Here is a 15,133-nt window from a genome sequence, read left to right as displayed (position 1 = left end):
GTTTGTAACTATCGGTAAAAGCTGCGTGCCGTGCGCGGCGCCATCCGCGGTCCATCCCGGTCGCTTCCTTGCAGACGCCCGACACCACTTCCCTTCCAATACGGGTACGCGCCGCGGCTCGCGCTGGGCTTCGCGCAGATGGTTACAAGTTGAAACACCCGCGCGTTTGAATTGTCGGACACTCAGGTTCAACAAAACTGTCGACTCTGCCCAGACGGAGGTCATACATGGACAATCCCAACACGCAACCCACGCAAAAAAACCGCCTTCACCCGCTGGTCGCGACCGCGGCAGGCGCTGTCATCGTCGCCGCCCTCGCCGCTACCGCCGCTGTGACGGGCGTGTTCCCGAAAGCCGGTGGCAACACCGTCGAGAGCGATCAGACGCAGGCCGCGCAGGTGGGCAACCAGCCGCCCGTGGTCGATTCCGCGCAACCCGCCAATCCGGCCAACTACGCGCAGCAACAACAGCCCGCCCAGCAACAACAGGCTCAGGCACAGCCGCAAACTGCCCCGCAGGCGCCCCGGGCTCCCGCTCCGGTGCAGCAGCCCCAGTACGCGCAGCAACCCGCCCAGCAGGCGCCTGCGCAACCGGCGTACTGCCAAAGCTGCGGCACGGTCGAAGCGATTTCGGCGGTCAAGACCGAAGGACACGGCACGGGTATCGGCGCAGTCGGTGGCGCGGTGGCCGGTGGCGTCGTGGGCAACCAGTTCGGCAGCGGCAACGGCCGCACGGCGATGACGCTGCTGGGTGCGCTCGGCGGCGGTGTGGCCGGCAATTCGGTCGAAAAACATATCCGCAGCACCACCAGCTACTCGGTGCGCGTGCGGATGGAAACCGGCAAGACCCGCTACTTCACCTATCACGATGCACCGCCCTTCCAGCAAGGCCAGCCCGTGCGGATCGAAAACGGCACGCTCGTCGCGGGTTAAACCCGCTCTTTTCTGACGCGGCCGGCGGCCGGCATCCGGCGGCACCAGAAGCAAAAAAGGCGATCCACCCCGTGGAATCGCCTTTTTTTGCGCAGAAACAGCCCGGCTAGATGCGTTCAATAATCCGCATCTTCGATCCACGCCGCCTGGATCGCTTCGAGGATTTTTTCGTTCGAGCGGTTGGGATCGTCATCGAATCCGTCCAGCTCCATCACCCAGCGGTGCAGATCGGTGAAACGCACCGTTTGTGGATCGACGGCCTGATGCTTGTCCGTCAGGGCCATCGCGATTTCCTGCGTGTCGGTCCATTTCATGGCTGCTCGCCTCCTCTCAGTGATTTTCCTTCGCGTGGTTGATCGAATACCGCGGGATTTCGACGACGAGGTCCTGGTCGGCCGGCGCCAGCGCCTGGCACGACAGCCGTGATTCCGGCTCGAGACCCCATGCCTTGTCCAGCAGATCGTCTTCGTCTTCTTCCGACGGCACGAGCGCGTTGAAGCCTTCGCGCACGAGCACGTGACACGTGGTGCAGGCACACGACTTCTCGCACGCATGCTCGATTTCGATGCCGTTATCCAGCAGATTGTCACAGATGCTCTTGCCCGGCACAGCTTCGATCACCGCGCCCTCAGGACACAGTTCGACGTGAGGCAGCACAACGATTTGAGGCATACAGTTTCCGTTCGTTCTCTGGGCACGCCGCCGTCAGTCAGGCTACGCACCATTTTACCGGTGACGCGCGCTTTTTTGATATCGACGCGCGTCACGTGATCCGGGGTTGAAGCGGCTTAGATCTCGTCGAGCTTGCGCCCCGCCAGTGCGCGCCGGATACCCTTGTTCATGCGGCGCGCGGCGAATTCGTCCGTGCCTTCGGCAAGAGCCTGGGTTGCCGCTTCGACGGCGTCGCCGTTCTCGCTCTGCGCAACCGCGCGCAACGCGGCGAGCAGCGTGTCGAGCTGCGCGCGTTCGTCGTCGTCGAGCAGTTCGCCGTCGGCGGCAAGCGCCGCATCGGTGGCCTCGATGAGACGTTGCGCCTCGACCTGCGCCTCGCGCAGCGCGCGGGCGCGCATGTCGACTTCCGCGGTCTTGAAGCTGTCCTCGAGCATGCGCGCGACGTCGTCGTCGGCGAGACCGTAGGACGGCTTCACCACCACCGAAGCCTCGACGCCCGAATGCTGTTCGCGCGCGAACACCGAGAGGAGACCGTCCGCGTCGACCTGGTACGTCACGCGAATCCGCGCCGCGCCGGCCACCATCGGCGGAATGCCGCGCAGCTCGAAGCGCGCGAGCGAGCGGCAATCGCTCACGAGTTCGCGTTCGCCCTGCACCACGTGGATCGCCATCGCGGTCTGGCCGTCCTTGAACGTCGTGAAATCCTGCGCGCGGGCGACCGGAATCGTCGAATTGCGCGGGATGATCTTTTCGGTCAGGCCACCCATCGTCTCGACGCCGAGCGATAGCGGGATCACGTCGAGCAGCAGCCAGTCGTCGCCATCGGCGCCGCGGTTGCCCGCCAGCAGATCGGCCTGGATCGCCGCGCCCAGCGCGACCACCTGATCCGGATCGAGATTGATGAGCGGCGGCTGGCCGAAGAACGCCTCGACCGCGCGGCGGATGACCGGCATGCGCGTCGCGCCGCCCACCAGCACCACACCCTTGATGTCGGCGGGCGCGACCTTCGCGTCGCGCAGCGCCTTCTTCGTGGGGCCGAGCGTGCGCTGCACGAGCGCCTGCGTGATGGTTTCGAAGGTGGCTTCGTCGATCGTCAGGTCGAGCTTCGTGCCGTTCGACAGCGTGGCTTCGAGCTTCGCGACGGGCGCGCTCGAGAGCGCTTCCTTCGTCACGCGAACGTGATCGAGCAGCAGACGGACGTCTTCCGGCGTCAGCGCCTGCGGCGCGATGCGCGTCTGTGCGAGTACATGGCGATACAGCGCGTGGTCGAAATCGTCACCGCCGAGCGCGGAATCGCCGCCCGCGGCGAGCACTTCGAACACGCCTTTCGTGAGCTTCAGGATCGACAGATCGAACGTGCCGCCGCCGAGGTCGTACACGGCGTACAACCCTTCCGAACCGTTATCGAGCCCATACGCGATCGCCGCGGCGGTCGGCTCGTTCAGCAGACGCAGCACGTTCAGGCCGGCGAGACGCGCGGCGTCTTTCGTCGCCTGGCGCTGCGCTTCGTCGAAATAGGCCGGCACGGTGATCACCGCGCCGACGAGTTCGTCACCCAGTGTATCTTCGGCGCGCTGGCGCAGCGTCGCGAGTATCTCCGCCGACACTTCGACCGGACTCTTCACGCCATCGATCGTACGAATCTGCACCATGCCCGGCGCATCGACGAAATCGTACGGCGCGTTCTCGGCGCCTTCCACTTCGCTTTTGCCACGGCCCATGAAGCGCTTGGCCGACACGATCGTGTTGCGCGGATCGCTCGCCGCCTCGGCCTTCGCCGCGCGGCCGATCCGGCGGCCGCCCTTTTCCAGATAACGCACGACGGACGGCAGCAGCACATGGCCGTCCTCGTCGGGCAGTACGTCGGGCACGCCGCTGCGCACCGCCGCGACGAGCGAGTTCGTGGTGCCGAGATCGATGCCGACGGCGAGACGCCGCTGATGCGGCGCGGGCGCCATGCCGGGTTCGGAGATTTGCAGTAAAGCCATCTGTGATCTTCTTCGGGTGTCGTTCGACCCGTTAATGATTGAATCGTCTGGTTTGCGGCCAGCGCGCTGGATCAGTTGTCGAGTTTCTCGATCTGCACGCCGATTTCCGACGCGACGCGCTCGATGAACATCAACTGGCGCACCGCCTCGCCGGCTGCCTGGTTCGCGCCGCTGTCGAGCAGCGCGCCCAGTTTCGTGAAGCGCACGCGCTCTTCGTCGCGCAGCCCGGCGAGGAGTGCATCGAGCGCGTCGATGTTCTTCGCGGCGGCCGCGTCTTCGATACCTTCGCGCCACTCCATCTGCTGCATCAGGAACGCCGGTTCCATCGCCGTGTTGTTTTCCGCGCCGACGTCGATCCCGCGAAGCGACAGCAGATACGTCGCGCGCTTAAGCGGATCGCGCAGCGTCTGGTACGCCTCATTGGTGCGCGTCGCCCACTGCATCGCGATGCGCTTCTGCGCGTCGCCGGCGGCCGCGAAACGGTCGGGGTGAACCTGCGCCTGAACCGTGCGATACGCGTGATCGAGCGTGCTGCTATCGATCGCGTATTGCACCGGCAGGTTGAACAGGTCGAAGTGGCTGTCGGTCAGCGAGGCCATCGGATTACGTCGTCCGTCGATGAGAGCGTGGGAGGCGCGTGAAGCGTGTGGTGTGCGGCGAAACATGGAGCGATGCACGGGGCGAAAAACACGGGACGGAAATTAAAAAGGCGGCCCGCGCCGCCTTTTTCCCGCTTCTCGCGGAGCTACACGCGAAACGATTCGCCGCAGCCGCACTCGTCCTTCACGTTCGGGTTGTTGAACTTGAAGCCTTCATTCAACCCTTCGCGTGCGAAGTCGAGCTCCGTGCCGTCGATATAGGCAAGGCTCTTCGGGTCGACGATGATCTTCACGCCGTTGCATTCGAACACTTCGTCTTCCGGCGCGAGTTCGTCCACATATTCCAGCTTGTAGGCAAGACCCGAGCATCCCGTCGTGCGCACACCGACGCGCAGGCCGACGCCTTTACCGCGCCGTGTCAGGTATCTCTGGACGTGCTGTACTGCCTTTTCGGTCAACGTAATTGCCATAGCGTTTCTCATTACGCGGTGACGCGTGTGATCGCGCCCCCGCTACCCTGCCTGCATCCCGTATCGTTCACGCCGGGCGCTTCGTTCCACGTTGCCGTGTCGTCAAACCGCCCGCTGCCTGCTGCTTCGCCGAGAATCCGCGCGCGCCTGGCGCGTGCGGATCATCGTGCTTCCAGCCCGCCACTCAGTCCATTCAGGCAGCGTGCTGCTTTTCGCCCGCTTCCGCTGTTTCGCCGTGACGCTGCTTGTAGTCGGCCACCGCTGCCTTGATCGCGTCTTCCGCGAGGATCGAGCAGTGGATCTTGACCGGCGGCAGCGCCAGTTCTTCGGCGATCTGCGTGTTCCTGATCGTCATCGCCTGATCGAGCGTCTTGCCCTTCACCCATTCGGTGACGAGCGAGCTCGACGCGATTGCCGAACCGCAGCCGTACGTCTTGAACTTCGCGTCTTCGATGATGCCGTCCGCACCCACGCGGATCTGCAGCTTCATCACGTCGCCGCACGCCGGCGCGCCGACCATGCCGGTGCCGACCGCGTCGTCGTCTTTCGCGAACGAGCCGACGTTGCGCGGGTTTTCGTAATGGTCCAGAACCTTGTCGCTGTAAGCCATGATGTCACTCCTTGATTCGTTTCAAACTGCGTTCGATTTTCAGATCGACGCCGATGTCAATGCTGGCGCGTCAGTGCGCGGCCCACTGGATGGTCGAGATATCGATACCGTCCTGATGCATTTCCCACAGCGGCGACAGATCGCGCAGCTTGGCAATCTTGTTCTTCAACAGGTTGATCACATAGTCGACGTCCTGCTCCGTCGTGAAACGGCCGACCGTGAAGCGGATCGAACTGTGCGCCAGTTCGTCGTTGCGACCAAGCGCGCGCAGCACATACGACGGCTCCAGCGAAGCCGACGTACACGCCGAACCCGACGACACCGCGACGTCCTTCACCGCCATGATCAGCGACTCGCCCTCGACGAAATTGAAGCTGATGTTCAGGTTGTGCGGGACACGCTTTTCCATGTCGCCGTTCACATACGTTTCCTCGATTTCCGACAGGCCGCGCAGCAGACGGTCGCGCAGCATGCGGATGCGCTCGTTTTCCGTCGCCATTTCCTCGCGCGCGATGCGGAACGCCTCGCCCATGCCGACGATCTGGTGCGTGGCCAGCGTGCCCGAACGCATGCCGCGCTCGTGACCGCCGCCGTGCATCTGCGCCTCGATCCGGATACGCGGCTTGCGACGCACGTACAGCGCGCCGATGCCCTTCGGACCGTACGTCTTGTGCGCCGAGAACGACATCAGGTCGACCTTCAGCTTTTGCAGGTCGATTACGATCTTGCCGGTGGCCTGCGCCGCGTCGACGTGAAAAATGATGCCCTTTTCGCGGCAGATTTCGCCGAGCGTCTCGATGTCCTGCACGACGCCGATTTCGTTGTTCACCGACATCACCGACACCAGGATCGTGTCCGGGCGCAGCGCGGCCTTGAACACGTCGAGATCGATCAGGCCGTCGTCTTTCACGTTCAGATACGTGACTTCAAAGCCTTCGCGCTCGAGCTCGCGGCAGGTGTCGAGCACGGCCTTGTGCTCGGTCTTCACCGTGATGATGTGCTTGCCCTTGCTCTTGTAGAAGTGCGCGGCGCCCTTGATCGCGAGGTTGTCGGATTCGGTGGCGCCCGACGTCCAGATGATCTCGCGCGGGTCGGCGTTCACGAGCGCGGCGACGTTCTCGCGCGCTTCCTCGACCGCACGTTCCGCATCCCAGCCATACGAGTGGCTGCGCGATGCCGGGTTGCCGAACTGCTCGCGCAGATACGGAATCATCTTGTCCACCACACGCGGATCGACCGGCGTCGTCGCGCTGTAGTCCATGTAAATGGGCAGGTGGGGAATGTCGTTATTCATCAATCGCTCCGGGAAATCTATGTACTGGCTCTGGCGCTCGACCCGATGGCATTCTGTCGTGCCCTTCGCGTCTGCCCTGCTGGCATCAGCCGGCCAGGTTGAAAACGGAATTCGGACCTTTCGGCGTTACACGGGCAGGTTCCACGGCCGGGGCCTCGCTGCGCCGGTCGCGCAGCACCGCGGGCGAACCTTCGCGCGCGCGTTGCTGGTCGACGAGGTCTTTCAGCGAGACGGAATCGAGATACTCGACCATTTTCTGGTTCAGCGTCGACCACAGCTCGTGGGTCATGCAGTGACCATCGTGCTGTTTCGTGCCTTCGCACGTGCCCTTCCCGCCGCACTGGGTGGCGTCGAGCGGCTCGTCAACCGCGATGATGATGTCGGCGACCGTGACCACCTCGGCGCGACGCGCGAGGTTGTACCCGCCGCCCGGCCCGCGAACGGACTCGACGATCTCATGGCGACGCAGCTTGCCAAACAGCTGCTCGAGATAAGACAGGGAGATGTGCTGGCGCTGGCTGATACCCGCAAGCGTCACCGGGCCCTGCTCCTGGCGCAGTGCCAGGTCAATCATCGCCGTGACGGCGAAACGGCCTTTCGTGGTGAGTCTCATGATGTATTGGGAACCGCAATTCTCGACAATTTTCGTCAAGTATAAATACATGACGAATTTAGTCAAGTATCCCTATCCCTGTTCCGGTTATCTAAAAGATAGAAGACTGCGCGGTCCGCGGCGCCGTCACGTGGTCAATTGGGGCCGCAGCGCCGCGATCAGGCCACGGCAGGCTGCTTCACACTGGTCCAGCACACGCTCGAAGCCCGCATCGCCGCCAAAATACGGGTCGGCCACCTCGCGGGTATCGGTTGCGGGCGCAAATTCCATCAGCAGACGGATCCTGTCGCGCTGCGCCGGCGGACAGATGGCCTTCAATGCGGCGACGTTCGCGTCGTCCATCGCGATCAGCAGATCGAACCGCTCGAAATCTTCCAGTGCGACCTGGCGCCCGCGTAGCGCCGACAGGTCGTAGCCCCGCTCGCCAGCGGCCTGCTGCGCGCGCCGGTCGGGCGATGCGCCGACATGCCAGTCGCCGGTGCCCGCGGAGTCGATCAGGATGCGATCGGACAATCTTGCTGCTTCGACCTGATGCCGCATGACGCCTTCGGCCGTCGGCGAGCGACAGATATTTCCGAGGCAGACAAAGCAGACGGAGATCGTTTTCATCGGAGCGTTGCTACGTACGCAGACGGTCATGGAGCCGCGTTGCGCAGCGAAGTGGCGATTATACAAAGGCCCGCGAAATCACGCTGGGGACGACCCCGCCCCAGCACCCGTTTTACAGCGCTGTGCGCACCGGCAGCAGCGTGGCTTCACGCAGGCTTTTCGCCGGCAGGCTGGTGTCGTCGCCGACAAGGCCGTACGATACGGCCCGCGCCAGTTCGGCGGTGACCTGGCCGGCGGCGAGCGGCGTTTGCGTTGCGCGCGAAGCGGCTTCGCCGCAGATGTGGAAAAAGGCGGCGATGGCAAGCGGCAGGACGATGGCGAGTGGCCAGTACATCGATATTGTCTTTTTCATGATGCGTTCCTTGTGTAGGGGCGGTGAGCTCGTGACCCACTTTGCCCAGTGAGCATCTTAAATTGAGACGCAATCGGGAAAAACCCATCCCCGCAAGAAACAGCGTTGTCCTGCAGGAAACAGTGAACGGTTCCGTGTCCGCGATCCGGGCAGCTCTCACACGCGCCATGCCTACAAACGGGTGAAAGAAATCCTTACAAAATCGCACAACGCAAACGCGACAAGCCCTGTAAAACGCTGTCTTACCGATATGAAAGGCTTGCGAGTCACCTTCCTATGAAACGCTTTGCATTGATGGCTGGTCTTGCAGCCGCAACCGTCCTCTCGGGTTGCGCCGTTTATCCGGATGGCACGCCCGCCTACGGCGGAGGCTATGACGGCTACGAACAGACCTATCCCACTTATGGCTACGGTGGCGCGCCCGCGCCGCAGACAAACGTGTATCTCGGCTTCGGCAATTACTCCGGCCCGGGGTATTACGACCGGGGTCACTACAACAACCGCGACAACTACGGACAGGGACGACCACCTCCCCCGCAGGCCGGACGACCGGGTGGCGGCGCCCGGCCGGGTGGTGGCGGTGGTCCGCCGCCTCAGGCAGGCGGACAAGGTGGCGATCACGGCGGAGGACATCCGCCTCCGCAAGCCGGCCGCGATAACAACGCGCGCGGCGGCGGAAACGGCGATGGCAACGGGCGTGGCTCCGGACGCGGCGACAACCGGGGCAACGGCACCATGAGCTGGCAAGACCGTCGTTAAGCGCTCCGCGGACGTCCGCCAGATCGCTCTAATGAAAACGGCGCGTCCTTTACGGGGCGCGCCGTTTTCACCTGTGCCGGCAGTTGCGCCGGATCAGCCGATATGGGTACGTTGCGCCGCGTACAGCTCGCGGAACGTGCGTCCGACGGGCGCGGGCATATCGCGCGTATTGGTCCAGCCGGACCCGAGCGGCAGACGGGCAATCATCCGTTTCTTCCCGCCCATCCTTTCCATTACGCGTACCGCGAGTTTCGTGAACAGCGCATAGGCCCCGGGATGAAGCGCGAAATAGCCCCACACGGCAAGTCCGACACGCTCCTGCCACGGTCGCAGGTGGCGCTCTGTCTGTTTTTCACGAAGCTTGCGCAACAGGTCGGACAGCGGGATGCCGACCGGGCAGACGCTGTTGCATTCGCCGCACAGCGTGGCGGCTTGCGGCAGGTCGAGCGCCTTGTCGATGCCGACGTAGGCCGGCGTGAGCACTGAGCCCATCGGCCCCGGATACACCCATCCATACGCGTGGCCGCCGACTTTCTGATAGACCGGGCAGTGATTCATGCAGGCGCCGCAACGGATACACCGCAGCATCTCCTGAAAGTCACCACCGATGAGCCCGGTGCGGCCGCCGTCGACCAGCACCACGTACATATGCTCCGGACCGTCCTGATCACCCGCGCCACGCGGGCCGGTCAGCACGGAAAAATAATTCGACGTCGACTGCCCCGTCGCCGAGCGCGGCAACAGACGCATCGCCGTAGCGAGGTCTTCCAGCGTCGGCAGAATCTTTTCGATGCCGGTCACCGCGACATGCACGCGCGGCATGACCGTACACATGCCTTCGTTACCCTCGTTCGTCACCAGCGCGACCGAGCCCGTTTCGGCCACGAGGAAGTTGCCGCCGGTCACGCCCATGTCAGCGGTCATGAAATGCGGACGCAGCACCTCGCGGGCCTCGCGGGTCATGTCGGGAATTTCGGTCAGGCGCGGCCGCTGGTGCGTACGGGCAAAGAGGTCCGCGATCTCTTCCTTGTCCTTGTGGACAACCGGCGCGATGATGTGGCTCGGCGCCTCGTGATCGTTGATCTGCAGGATGTATTCGCCAAGATCGGTTTCGATCGACTGCACGCCCATTTCGCCAAGCACGGCGTTCAGGCGCATTTCCTCCGTCACCATCGACTTCGTCTTGATCACCTTCTTCACGCCGTGTTCGAGCGCGATATCGGCAATCAGGCGCGCGGCGGCCTGCGTCGTTTCGGCATACAGGACCGTGACGCCGCGACGGGTTGCCTCGCGCTCGAACGTCTCGAGCCACACGTCGAGCGTGTCGAGCGCGCGATCGCGGCGCGCCTTCAGTGCCTCGCGTGTGGCCGGAAAATCGATCTCAGTGATTGCAGCGGCCCGCGCCGACACGAATTTCGTCGAGAGTTTGGTGAGATTCTGCTGCAGACGCTGGTCGGCGAGCTTCTGGCCGGCACGCGCCTTGAACTGCATCGATTGAACCTGCATGGCGCCCCTGAATCCGGTAAATGAACGGCTTGTGTAACTGATCGTGACGCCGGCCCCGCGGACTGCGGACCGGTACACGCGACAATCAGGCGTCGCCGGCCAGCACCTGCGCGATATGCAGCACGCGCGTGGTCGTGTCGCCCGTGCGACGCAAACGCCCTTCTATATTGAGCATGCAGCCAAGGTCGCCGAGCACGACAGCCTGCGTGCCGCTTGCCTGGATGTTCGCGCATTTCTCGTCGACGATCGCCGTGGAGATGTTGCCGTACTTGATGGCGAACGTGCCACCGAAGCCGCAGCAGTGCTCACAGTCCTTCATTTCGTTGACCGGCACGCCGACCTGGGCAAGGAGTGCCCGCGGCTGCGCCTTGACGCCGAGTTCACGCAGGCCGGAACAGGAATCGTGGTAAGTCACGGGCCCTTCGAATTCGCCGGGCGTCAGCTTGATGTTCGCGACGCCGGCAAGAAACTCCGTCAGCTCGAACACCTTCGGCTGGAGCCGCGCGTAGCGGCCCATCAGCTCGGGATCGTCGCGAAACAGGTCGCCGTAATGCGCGCGGATCATGCCGCCGCACGACCCGGACGGCACGACGATGTAATCGAACTGCTCGAATTCACGCAGCGTCTTTTCGGCGAGATCGCGTGCGATGCGACGCTCGCCCGAGTTGTACGCGGGCTGCCCGCAGCAGGTCTGCGCCGGCGGCACCACGACCTCGAAACCCGCCTGTCCGAGCAGCTTGATAACCGAAAAACCGATCTCCGGACGCATCAGGTCGATCAGGCACGTGACGAACAAACCGACTCGCATAGGGGCTCCTTCGGGAAAACGTCCCCGATTATCCGCTGTCTGACGTGCAAATCCAACGCTGCCAGCCATCTGGACAAGCATCACCCGAAATTCGAACCCGGCCTCCAGTCTGTCTCAAATGGCGTTCGCTTCTTTCACAATACGAGATACAATCGTTTTTCCGCTGTTTGACGCGTCAACCGATTTCACCTCATGAGCGACAAGAACCCGGATCCCAAGACTTCGATCCAGGTGATCGAGCGCATGATGCGCCTGCTGGACGCCCTTGCTGCGCATAGCGACCCGGTCAGCCTGAAAGAGCTCGCACAACGCACCGAGCTCCACCCTTCCACTGCCCACCGTATCCTGAACGACATGGTGACGTGCCGTCTCGTCGACCGTTCCGACCCGGGCACGTACCGGCTCGGCATGCGTCTGCTGGAACTCGGCAATCTGGTGAAGGCACGCCTGTCGGTGCGCGACGCCGCGCTGACGCCGATGCGCGAACTACACCGCTCGACCGGGCAGACCGTGAATCTGTCGGTGCGCCAGGGTGATGAAATCGTCTATATCGAACGGGCCTATTCCGAACGCTCGGGCATGCAGGTGGTGCGGGCGATCGGCGGCCGGGCGCCGTTGCATCTGACTTCGGTCGGCAAGCTTTTCCTCGCCGCCGACGAATCCACCCGCGTGCGCGCCTATGCGACGCGCACCGGCCTGTCCGGCCATACGCAGAACAGCATCACCGATCTGGCCAAGCTCGAGCGCGAACTGCTCAACGTACGCCAGCAGGCCTGTGCCCGCGACAACGAAGAGCTCGAACTCGGCGTGCGCTGTATCGCAGCGGGGATTTACGACGACACGGGGCATCTCGTCGCCGGGCTTTCGCTCTCGGCTCCGGCCGACCGTCTGCAGGACTCCTGGCTCGGACAACTGAGCCAGACGGCGCTGTCGATCTCGGCGTCGCTCGGCTACCGGCCGCAGCCGCAACCGGGTGGCGCACCGGCCCAGAAGACCGCCTGACCCCGCGTCCGCGGAAGCTGCTCCAGCGTATACAAAGGAAGCACTAATGCAAAAGCCCCGCAGATGCGGGGCTTTTGCATAACTGGCCAATACAGGCCACCAACAACGCGATCAGGTACCCGAGCCGCCGTTGTCCGCGCTGGTGATATGCGTGTCGCCGCCACCGTTATCCAGCCACTTGCGCAGACGCGCCGCGTCCGCGAAACGCGAGTACTTGCCCGCCGAATCGAGCAGCACCATGATCACCGGACGACCGTTGATCGTGGCCTGCATCACAAGGCACTCGCCCGCTTCGTTGATGAAGCCCGTTTTCTGCAGGCCGATATCCCACGTTGGGTTGCGCACCAGCGCGTTCGTGCTGTTGTACGCGATCGACCGCTTGCCGGTGAACACCTCGTAGCTGCGATCGGTCGAGAAGCGGCGGATCATCGGGTACTGGTACGCCGCGTTCACCATCTTCACGAGATCACGCGCGCTCGACACGTTCTGGCTCGTGAGGCCGGTCGAATTCTCGAAGTGCGTGTCGTTCATGCCGAGCGCCTTCGCCTTGGCGTTCATCGCCGCGAGAAAGCCAGGACGGCCGCCCGGGTAGTAGCGCGAGAGCGCCGCTGCCGCGCGGTTTTCCGACGCCATCAGCGCGATATGCAGCATGTCTTCACGCGAAAGCACCGAGCCGACGCTCAGGCGCGAGCCCGTGTTCTTCTCGTAATCGCGATCTTCGTCGGTGACTTCGATCGGCTCGGTCATCGGCGCTTTCGAGTCGAGCACGACCATCGCGGTCATCAGCTTCGAAATCGAGGCGATCGGCACGATGGCGCGCGAGTTCTTGTCGAACAGCGGCTCGGACGAATTCTGGTCGACTACGTACGCGACGCTCGAACGCAGCATCAGCGCATCCGGCGTTTCGTGCAGGCCAAACGCCTCGCCGGCGCTCGGCTGGCGCGGTTCGAAAGCAACCCGGCGCACGCCCGGATGGCGGCGACCGTTCATCGAGTACGAAACGCGATGCTTCTTCGACGTGACGCGCGATGTGTCGCGATCCTCGCCTTTCGCCGCGACCGTCTTCACAGCCTTCGACGACTTCGCGACCTTCGACGGTTTTGCAGCCGTCGAAGCAGATTTTCTGGACTTGCCCGATTTCGCCGGACTGGCGTGAGCGGTGGCGGTGGCGGACGCAGCGAACGCGTCGACCGGTACAGCAAGCGCCGCAGTGAAGACCAGGGAGGCGGCCATCGACAGAGCGGTGCTGACAGCCGCGCCGTGGATCACTTTGAGCGACGAAAACAGGTCGGTTTTCATTGGTGTTCTGTATGGAGCGGCAAGAGTTGTCCGCAAGTGTAGTAAAACCACGAAAAATTAGCAATATTAAGCACTTAAAGGCCCTCCTTAAACCTGCTTGTCAGGTTCGATTGTAGAAAGCCAATAAATATGGCGCGCCGGATCGATAAAAACGATCGACGTGCCAGACAGTCTGTTGATGAGCGGCGCATGGGACCGATGCCCTTTACCCGCTTAACGGCAGTTGCACGGCAAGCTTGATGAGGAGAAACACGATCCGCGCGGTGCCGTGGCGCAAGCGTCCCGGCTGGATTCCGCCATGTGTCCTGCTTCGAGCCGCAATGGCCCCAATGGTCCTTCACGCATCGCCGCATGGCTGTTAAGCACATGCTGCGGAAAAACCGCTGCCGCATTCGACCACATTAGTCGTCTAACGTTCTGTGACAGTTTCCGGTTTACCGCGAGGTCAGGGATTTTGACATCGTTTGCCAGATCCTGCTGACAGTAGATGAGCCACAACGGGCCTGAATGCGATCATTCCAGGACGCACTGCAATAGTGCAACCGTTTTTTCCGGCACTTCATCCGAATGTCATAGGCACTTCATAACCTTTTGTTTTATCGAGATTTTATCGACATTGTGCGGCGCACAAAAACCTCTTGACTTTCGAGATAGCTTCCCTAAAATGGGAACCATTGCTGCGACGCACAAAAGATTGTTTCTAGTGCGAACCGACAGTTTTTGCCGCTTATCTTGCCCTTATTAACCCAACGCGGTCCGCATCCAGACGAGCCGCATTCCAGGAGCGTAAACATGACACTGCTGACCCCTGAGCAATTCGCCGCAGCCCAAAAGGCCAACCTCGAAACGCTGTTCGGCCTGACGGCCAAGGCTTTTGAAGGCGTGGAAAAGCTCGTCGAACTGAACCTGCAAGTCGTGAAGTCGACGCTCGCGGAAAGCCAGGAAAATGCACAACGCGCGCTGTCGGTGAAGGATGCGCAGGAACTCCTCGCGCTGCAAGCCAGCCTCGCCCAGCCGGTCGCCGAAAAGGCGCTGTCGTATGGCCGTCACGTGTATGAAATCGCCTCGGCTACGCAAGCTGAATTCGCCCGCGTCGCGGAAGCCCAATATGAAGAGCAGAACCGCAAGGTGCAATCGCTCGTCGAAAACGTCGCGAAGAACGCACCGGCTGGTTCGGAAACCGCCGTCGCCGTGATCAAGTCGGCCATCACCGCCGCCAACACGACGTACGAAACGGTTCACAAGGCTGCAAAGCAGGCCGTCGAACTCGCCGAAAGCAACTTCAACGCAGCCACGACGGCCGCTTCGAAGGCTGCCTCGCAAGCTGCGGCACAGGCATCGCGCACGACCCGCAAGGCGACCGTCTAAGGTTTTATTGGACGTCGGCAGCCTGTAGTACCGCACGCGAACACATCAAGCGGGTACAGCACGCAACAGCGCCGGGCAGCCCCCGCCGTGTCTCACGGCAGCTGCCGGGCCCGACGCTCCGATACGTTCGAACAGTACGTATCGTTTCCCCGGCCACCGCCGGGATTTTTTTGGGCGTCGATTTTGTAGCAACCCATGCTGAGACGAAAAACGGCGCGCCCCGCAAAGGGCGCGCCGTTTTTCCTTGATCCG

The 15,133-nt window shown here is 62.8% G+C and carries 17 protein-coding genes; 4 read left to right on the top strand and 13 right to left on the bottom strand.

Going from position 1 to position 15,133, the window contains the following annotated elements:
• Nucleotides 1-227: 227 nt before the first annotated feature.
• Nucleotides 228-932 (top strand): glycine zipper 2TM domain-containing protein, encoded by a 705-nt coding sequence (locus tag BLV45_RS06160; RefSeq protein ID WP_090530352.1) that lies wholly within the window; start codon nucleotides 228-230, stop codon nucleotides 930-932.
• A gap of 116 nt (nucleotides 933-1,048) precedes the next feature.
• On the opposite strand, the gene iscX is transcribed toward BLV45_RS06160, so the two are convergent.
• The 10 genes from iscX to BLV45_RS06110 all read right to left on the bottom strand — a co-directional run bounded on the left by iscX (nucleotide 1,049) and on the right by BLV45_RS06110 (nucleotide 8,139).
• A complete protein-coding gene (gene iscX / locus BLV45_RS06155) occupies nucleotides 1,049-1,246 on the bottom strand; it encodes a Fe-S cluster assembly protein IscX (RefSeq protein WP_090530349.1) in 198 nt (65 codons plus the stop codon).
• A gap of 16 nt (nucleotides 1,247-1,262) precedes the next feature.
• Complete coding sequence (fdx, locus tag BLV45_RS06150; RefSeq protein ID WP_090530346.1) at nucleotides 1,263-1,604, bottom strand: ISC system 2Fe-2S type ferredoxin; 342 nt, start codon at nucleotides 1,602-1,604, stop codon at nucleotides 1,263-1,265.
• A 116-nt stretch (nucleotides 1,605-1,720) separates the two neighbouring features.
• The gene (gene hscA / locus BLV45_RS06145; protein ID WP_090530343.1) at nucleotides 1,721-3,592 is read right to left on the bottom strand and encodes a Fe-S protein assembly chaperone HscA; all 1,872 of its coding nucleotides are present in this window, start codon (nucleotides 3,590-3,592) and stop codon (nucleotides 1,721-1,723) included.
• Nucleotides 3,593-3,663: 71 nt separating this feature from the next.
• Nucleotides 3,664-4,191 (bottom strand): Fe-S protein assembly co-chaperone HscB, encoded by a 528-nt coding sequence (gene hscB, locus BLV45_RS06140; protein WP_090530340.1) that lies wholly within the window; start codon nucleotides 4,189-4,191, stop codon nucleotides 3,664-3,666.
• A gap of 146 nt (nucleotides 4,192-4,337) precedes the next feature.
• A complete protein-coding gene (gene iscA, locus BLV45_RS06135) occupies nucleotides 4,338-4,661 on the bottom strand; it encodes an iron-sulfur cluster assembly protein IscA (protein ID WP_090530336.1) in 324 nt (107 codons plus the stop codon).
• 193 nt (nucleotides 4,662-4,854) lie between these two features.
• Nucleotides 4,855-5,271: a Fe-S cluster assembly scaffold IscU gene (gene iscU / locus BLV45_RS06130; protein ID WP_090530333.1), complete on the bottom strand. Its 417-nt coding sequence runs from the start codon at nucleotides 5,269-5,271 to the stop codon at nucleotides 4,855-4,857.
• 70 nt (nucleotides 5,272-5,341) lie between these two features.
• A complete protein-coding gene (locus tag BLV45_RS06125) occupies nucleotides 5,342-6,565 on the bottom strand; it encodes an IscS subfamily cysteine desulfurase (RefSeq protein ID WP_090530330.1) in 1,224 nt (407 codons plus the stop codon).
• An 85-nt stretch (nucleotides 6,566-6,650) separates the two neighbouring features.
• Nucleotides 6,651-7,178 carry a Fe-S cluster assembly transcriptional regulator IscR gene (gene iscR, locus BLV45_RS06120; protein WP_090531212.1) on the bottom strand — a complete coding sequence of 176 codons (528 nt, stop codon included), beginning with the start codon at nucleotides 7,176-7,178 and terminating at the stop codon, nucleotides 6,651-6,653.
• A gap of 126 nt (nucleotides 7,179-7,304) precedes the next feature.
• Nucleotides 7,305-7,787, bottom strand: a complete 483-nt coding sequence (locus BLV45_RS06115; protein ID WP_090530327.1) for a low molecular weight protein-tyrosine-phosphatase — start codon at nucleotides 7,785-7,787, stop codon at nucleotides 7,305-7,307.
• 112 nt (nucleotides 7,788-7,899) lie between these two features.
• On the bottom strand, nucleotides 7,900-8,139 hold the full coding sequence (locus BLV45_RS06110; RefSeq protein ID WP_090530325.1) for a hypothetical protein: 240 nt from the start codon (nucleotides 8,137-8,139) through the stop codon (nucleotides 7,900-7,902).
• 276 nt (nucleotides 8,140-8,415) lie between these two features.
• On the opposite strand from BLV45_RS06110, the gene BLV45_RS06105 reads away from it, so the two are divergent.
• Complete coding sequence (locus BLV45_RS06105; RefSeq protein WP_090530321.1) at nucleotides 8,416-8,898, top strand: hypothetical protein; 483 nt, start codon at nucleotides 8,416-8,418, stop codon at nucleotides 8,896-8,898.
• A gap of 93 nt (nucleotides 8,899-8,991) precedes the next feature.
• Here the strand turns inward: BLV45_RS06105 and BLV45_RS06100 are convergent, their stop codons facing one another.
• Both BLV45_RS06100 and BLV45_RS06095 read right to left on the bottom strand, forming a co-directional pair.
• On the bottom strand, nucleotides 8,992-10,404 hold the full coding sequence (locus BLV45_RS06100; protein ID WP_090530318.1) for a lactate utilization protein B: 1,413 nt from the start codon (nucleotides 10,402-10,404) through the stop codon (nucleotides 8,992-8,994).
• 85 nt (nucleotides 10,405-10,489) lie between these two features.
• Nucleotides 10,490-11,212 (bottom strand): (Fe-S)-binding protein, encoded by a 723-nt coding sequence (locus BLV45_RS06095; RefSeq protein ID WP_090530316.1) that lies wholly within the window; start codon nucleotides 11,210-11,212, stop codon nucleotides 10,490-10,492.
• A 192-nt stretch (nucleotides 11,213-11,404) separates the two neighbouring features.
• Here BLV45_RS06095 and BLV45_RS06090 point away from each other — a divergent pair, with 192 nt between their 5' ends.
• Nucleotides 11,405-12,214 carry an IclR family transcriptional regulator gene (locus tag BLV45_RS06090; RefSeq protein ID WP_090530313.1) on the top strand — a complete coding sequence of 270 codons (810 nt, stop codon included), beginning with the start codon at nucleotides 11,405-11,407 and terminating at the stop codon, nucleotides 12,212-12,214.
• A gap of 111 nt (nucleotides 12,215-12,325) precedes the next feature.
• On the opposite strand, the gene pbpG is transcribed toward BLV45_RS06090, so the two are convergent.
• Complete coding sequence (pbpG, locus tag BLV45_RS06085) at nucleotides 12,326-13,513, bottom strand: D-alanyl-D-alanine endopeptidase (RefSeq protein WP_090530310.1); 1,188 nt, start codon at nucleotides 13,511-13,513, stop codon at nucleotides 12,326-12,328.
• Nucleotides 13,514-14,305: 792 nt separating this feature from the next.
• Between pbpG and BLV45_RS06080 the strand changes: the two genes are divergently transcribed.
• The gene (locus BLV45_RS06080; RefSeq protein WP_090530307.1) at nucleotides 14,306-14,881 is read left to right on the top strand and encodes a phasin family protein; all 576 of its coding nucleotides are present in this window, start codon (nucleotides 14,306-14,308) and stop codon (nucleotides 14,879-14,881) included.
• Nucleotides 14,882-15,133: the final 252 nt, after the last annotated feature.

This window comes from Paraburkholderia sartisoli (genome assembly GCF_900107685.1).
In the GTDB taxonomy this organism is placed as follows: Bacteria; Pseudomonadota; Gammaproteobacteria; order Burkholderiales; family Burkholderiaceae; genus Paraburkholderia; species Paraburkholderia sartisoli.
This window is presented reverse-complemented; position numbering and strand designations above follow the sequence as displayed.

Bases quoted from the DNA above. Each gene is read 5' to 3' on its own strand.
- BLV45_RS06100 (WP_090530318.1), bottom strand. From the start codon at position 10,404: ATGCAGGTTCAATCGATGCAGTTCAAGGCGCGTGCCGGCCAGAAGCTC.
- BLV45_RS06115 (WP_090530327.1), bottom strand. From the start codon at position 7,787: ATGAAAACGATCTCCGTCTGCTTTGTCTGCCTCGGAAATATCTGTCGC.
- BLV45_RS06125 (WP_090530330.1), bottom strand. From the start codon at position 6,565: ATGAATAACGACATTCCCCACCTGCCCATTTACATGGACTACAGCGCG.
- BLV45_RS06110 (WP_090530325.1), bottom strand. From the start codon at position 8,139: ATGAAAAAGACAATATCGATGTACTGGCCACTCGCCATCGTCCTGCCG.
- BLV45_RS06090 (WP_090530313.1), top strand. From the start codon at position 11,405: ATGAGCGACAAGAACCCGGATCCCAAGACTTCGATCCAGGTGATCGAG.
- hscA (WP_090530343.1), bottom strand. From the start codon at position 3,592: ATGGCTTTACTGCAAATCTCCGAACCCGGCATGGCGCCCGCGCCGCAT.
- iscR (WP_090531212.1), bottom strand. From the start codon at position 7,178: ATGAGACTCACCACGAAAGGCCGTTTCGCCGTCACGGCGATGATTGAC.
- BLV45_RS06095 (WP_090530316.1), bottom strand. From the start codon at position 11,212: ATGCGAGTCGGTTTGTTCGTCACGTGCCTGATCGACCTGATGCGTCCG.
- iscU (WP_090530333.1), bottom strand. From the start codon at position 5,271: ATGGCTTACAGCGACAAGGTTCTGGACCATTACGAAAACCCGCGCAAC.
- BLV45_RS06080 (WP_090530307.1), top strand. From the start codon at position 14,306: ATGACACTGCTGACCCCTGAGCAATTCGCCGCAGCCCAAAAGGCCAAC.
- hscB (WP_090530340.1), bottom strand. From the start codon at position 4,191: ATGGCCTCGCTGACCGACAGCCACTTCGACCTGTTCAACCTGCCGGTG.
- pbpG (WP_090530310.1), bottom strand. From the start codon at position 13,513: ATGAAAACCGACCTGTTTTCGTCGCTCAAAGTGATCCACGGCGCGGCT.
- BLV45_RS06160 (WP_090530352.1), top strand. From the start codon at position 228: ATGGACAATCCCAACACGCAACCCACGCAAAAAAACCGCCTTCACCCG.
- iscA (WP_090530336.1), bottom strand. From the start codon at position 4,661: ATGGCAATTACGTTGACCGAAAAGGCAGTACAGCACGTCCAGAGATAC.
- iscX (WP_090530349.1), bottom strand. From the start codon at position 1,246: ATGAAATGGACCGACACGCAGGAAATCGCGATGGCCCTGACGGACAAG.
- fdx (WP_090530346.1), bottom strand. From the start codon at position 1,604: ATGCCTCAAATCGTTGTGCTGCCTCACGTCGAACTGTGTCCTGAGGGC.
- BLV45_RS06105 (WP_090530321.1), top strand. From the start codon at position 8,416: ATGAAACGCTTTGCATTGATGGCTGGTCTTGCAGCCGCAACCGTCCTC.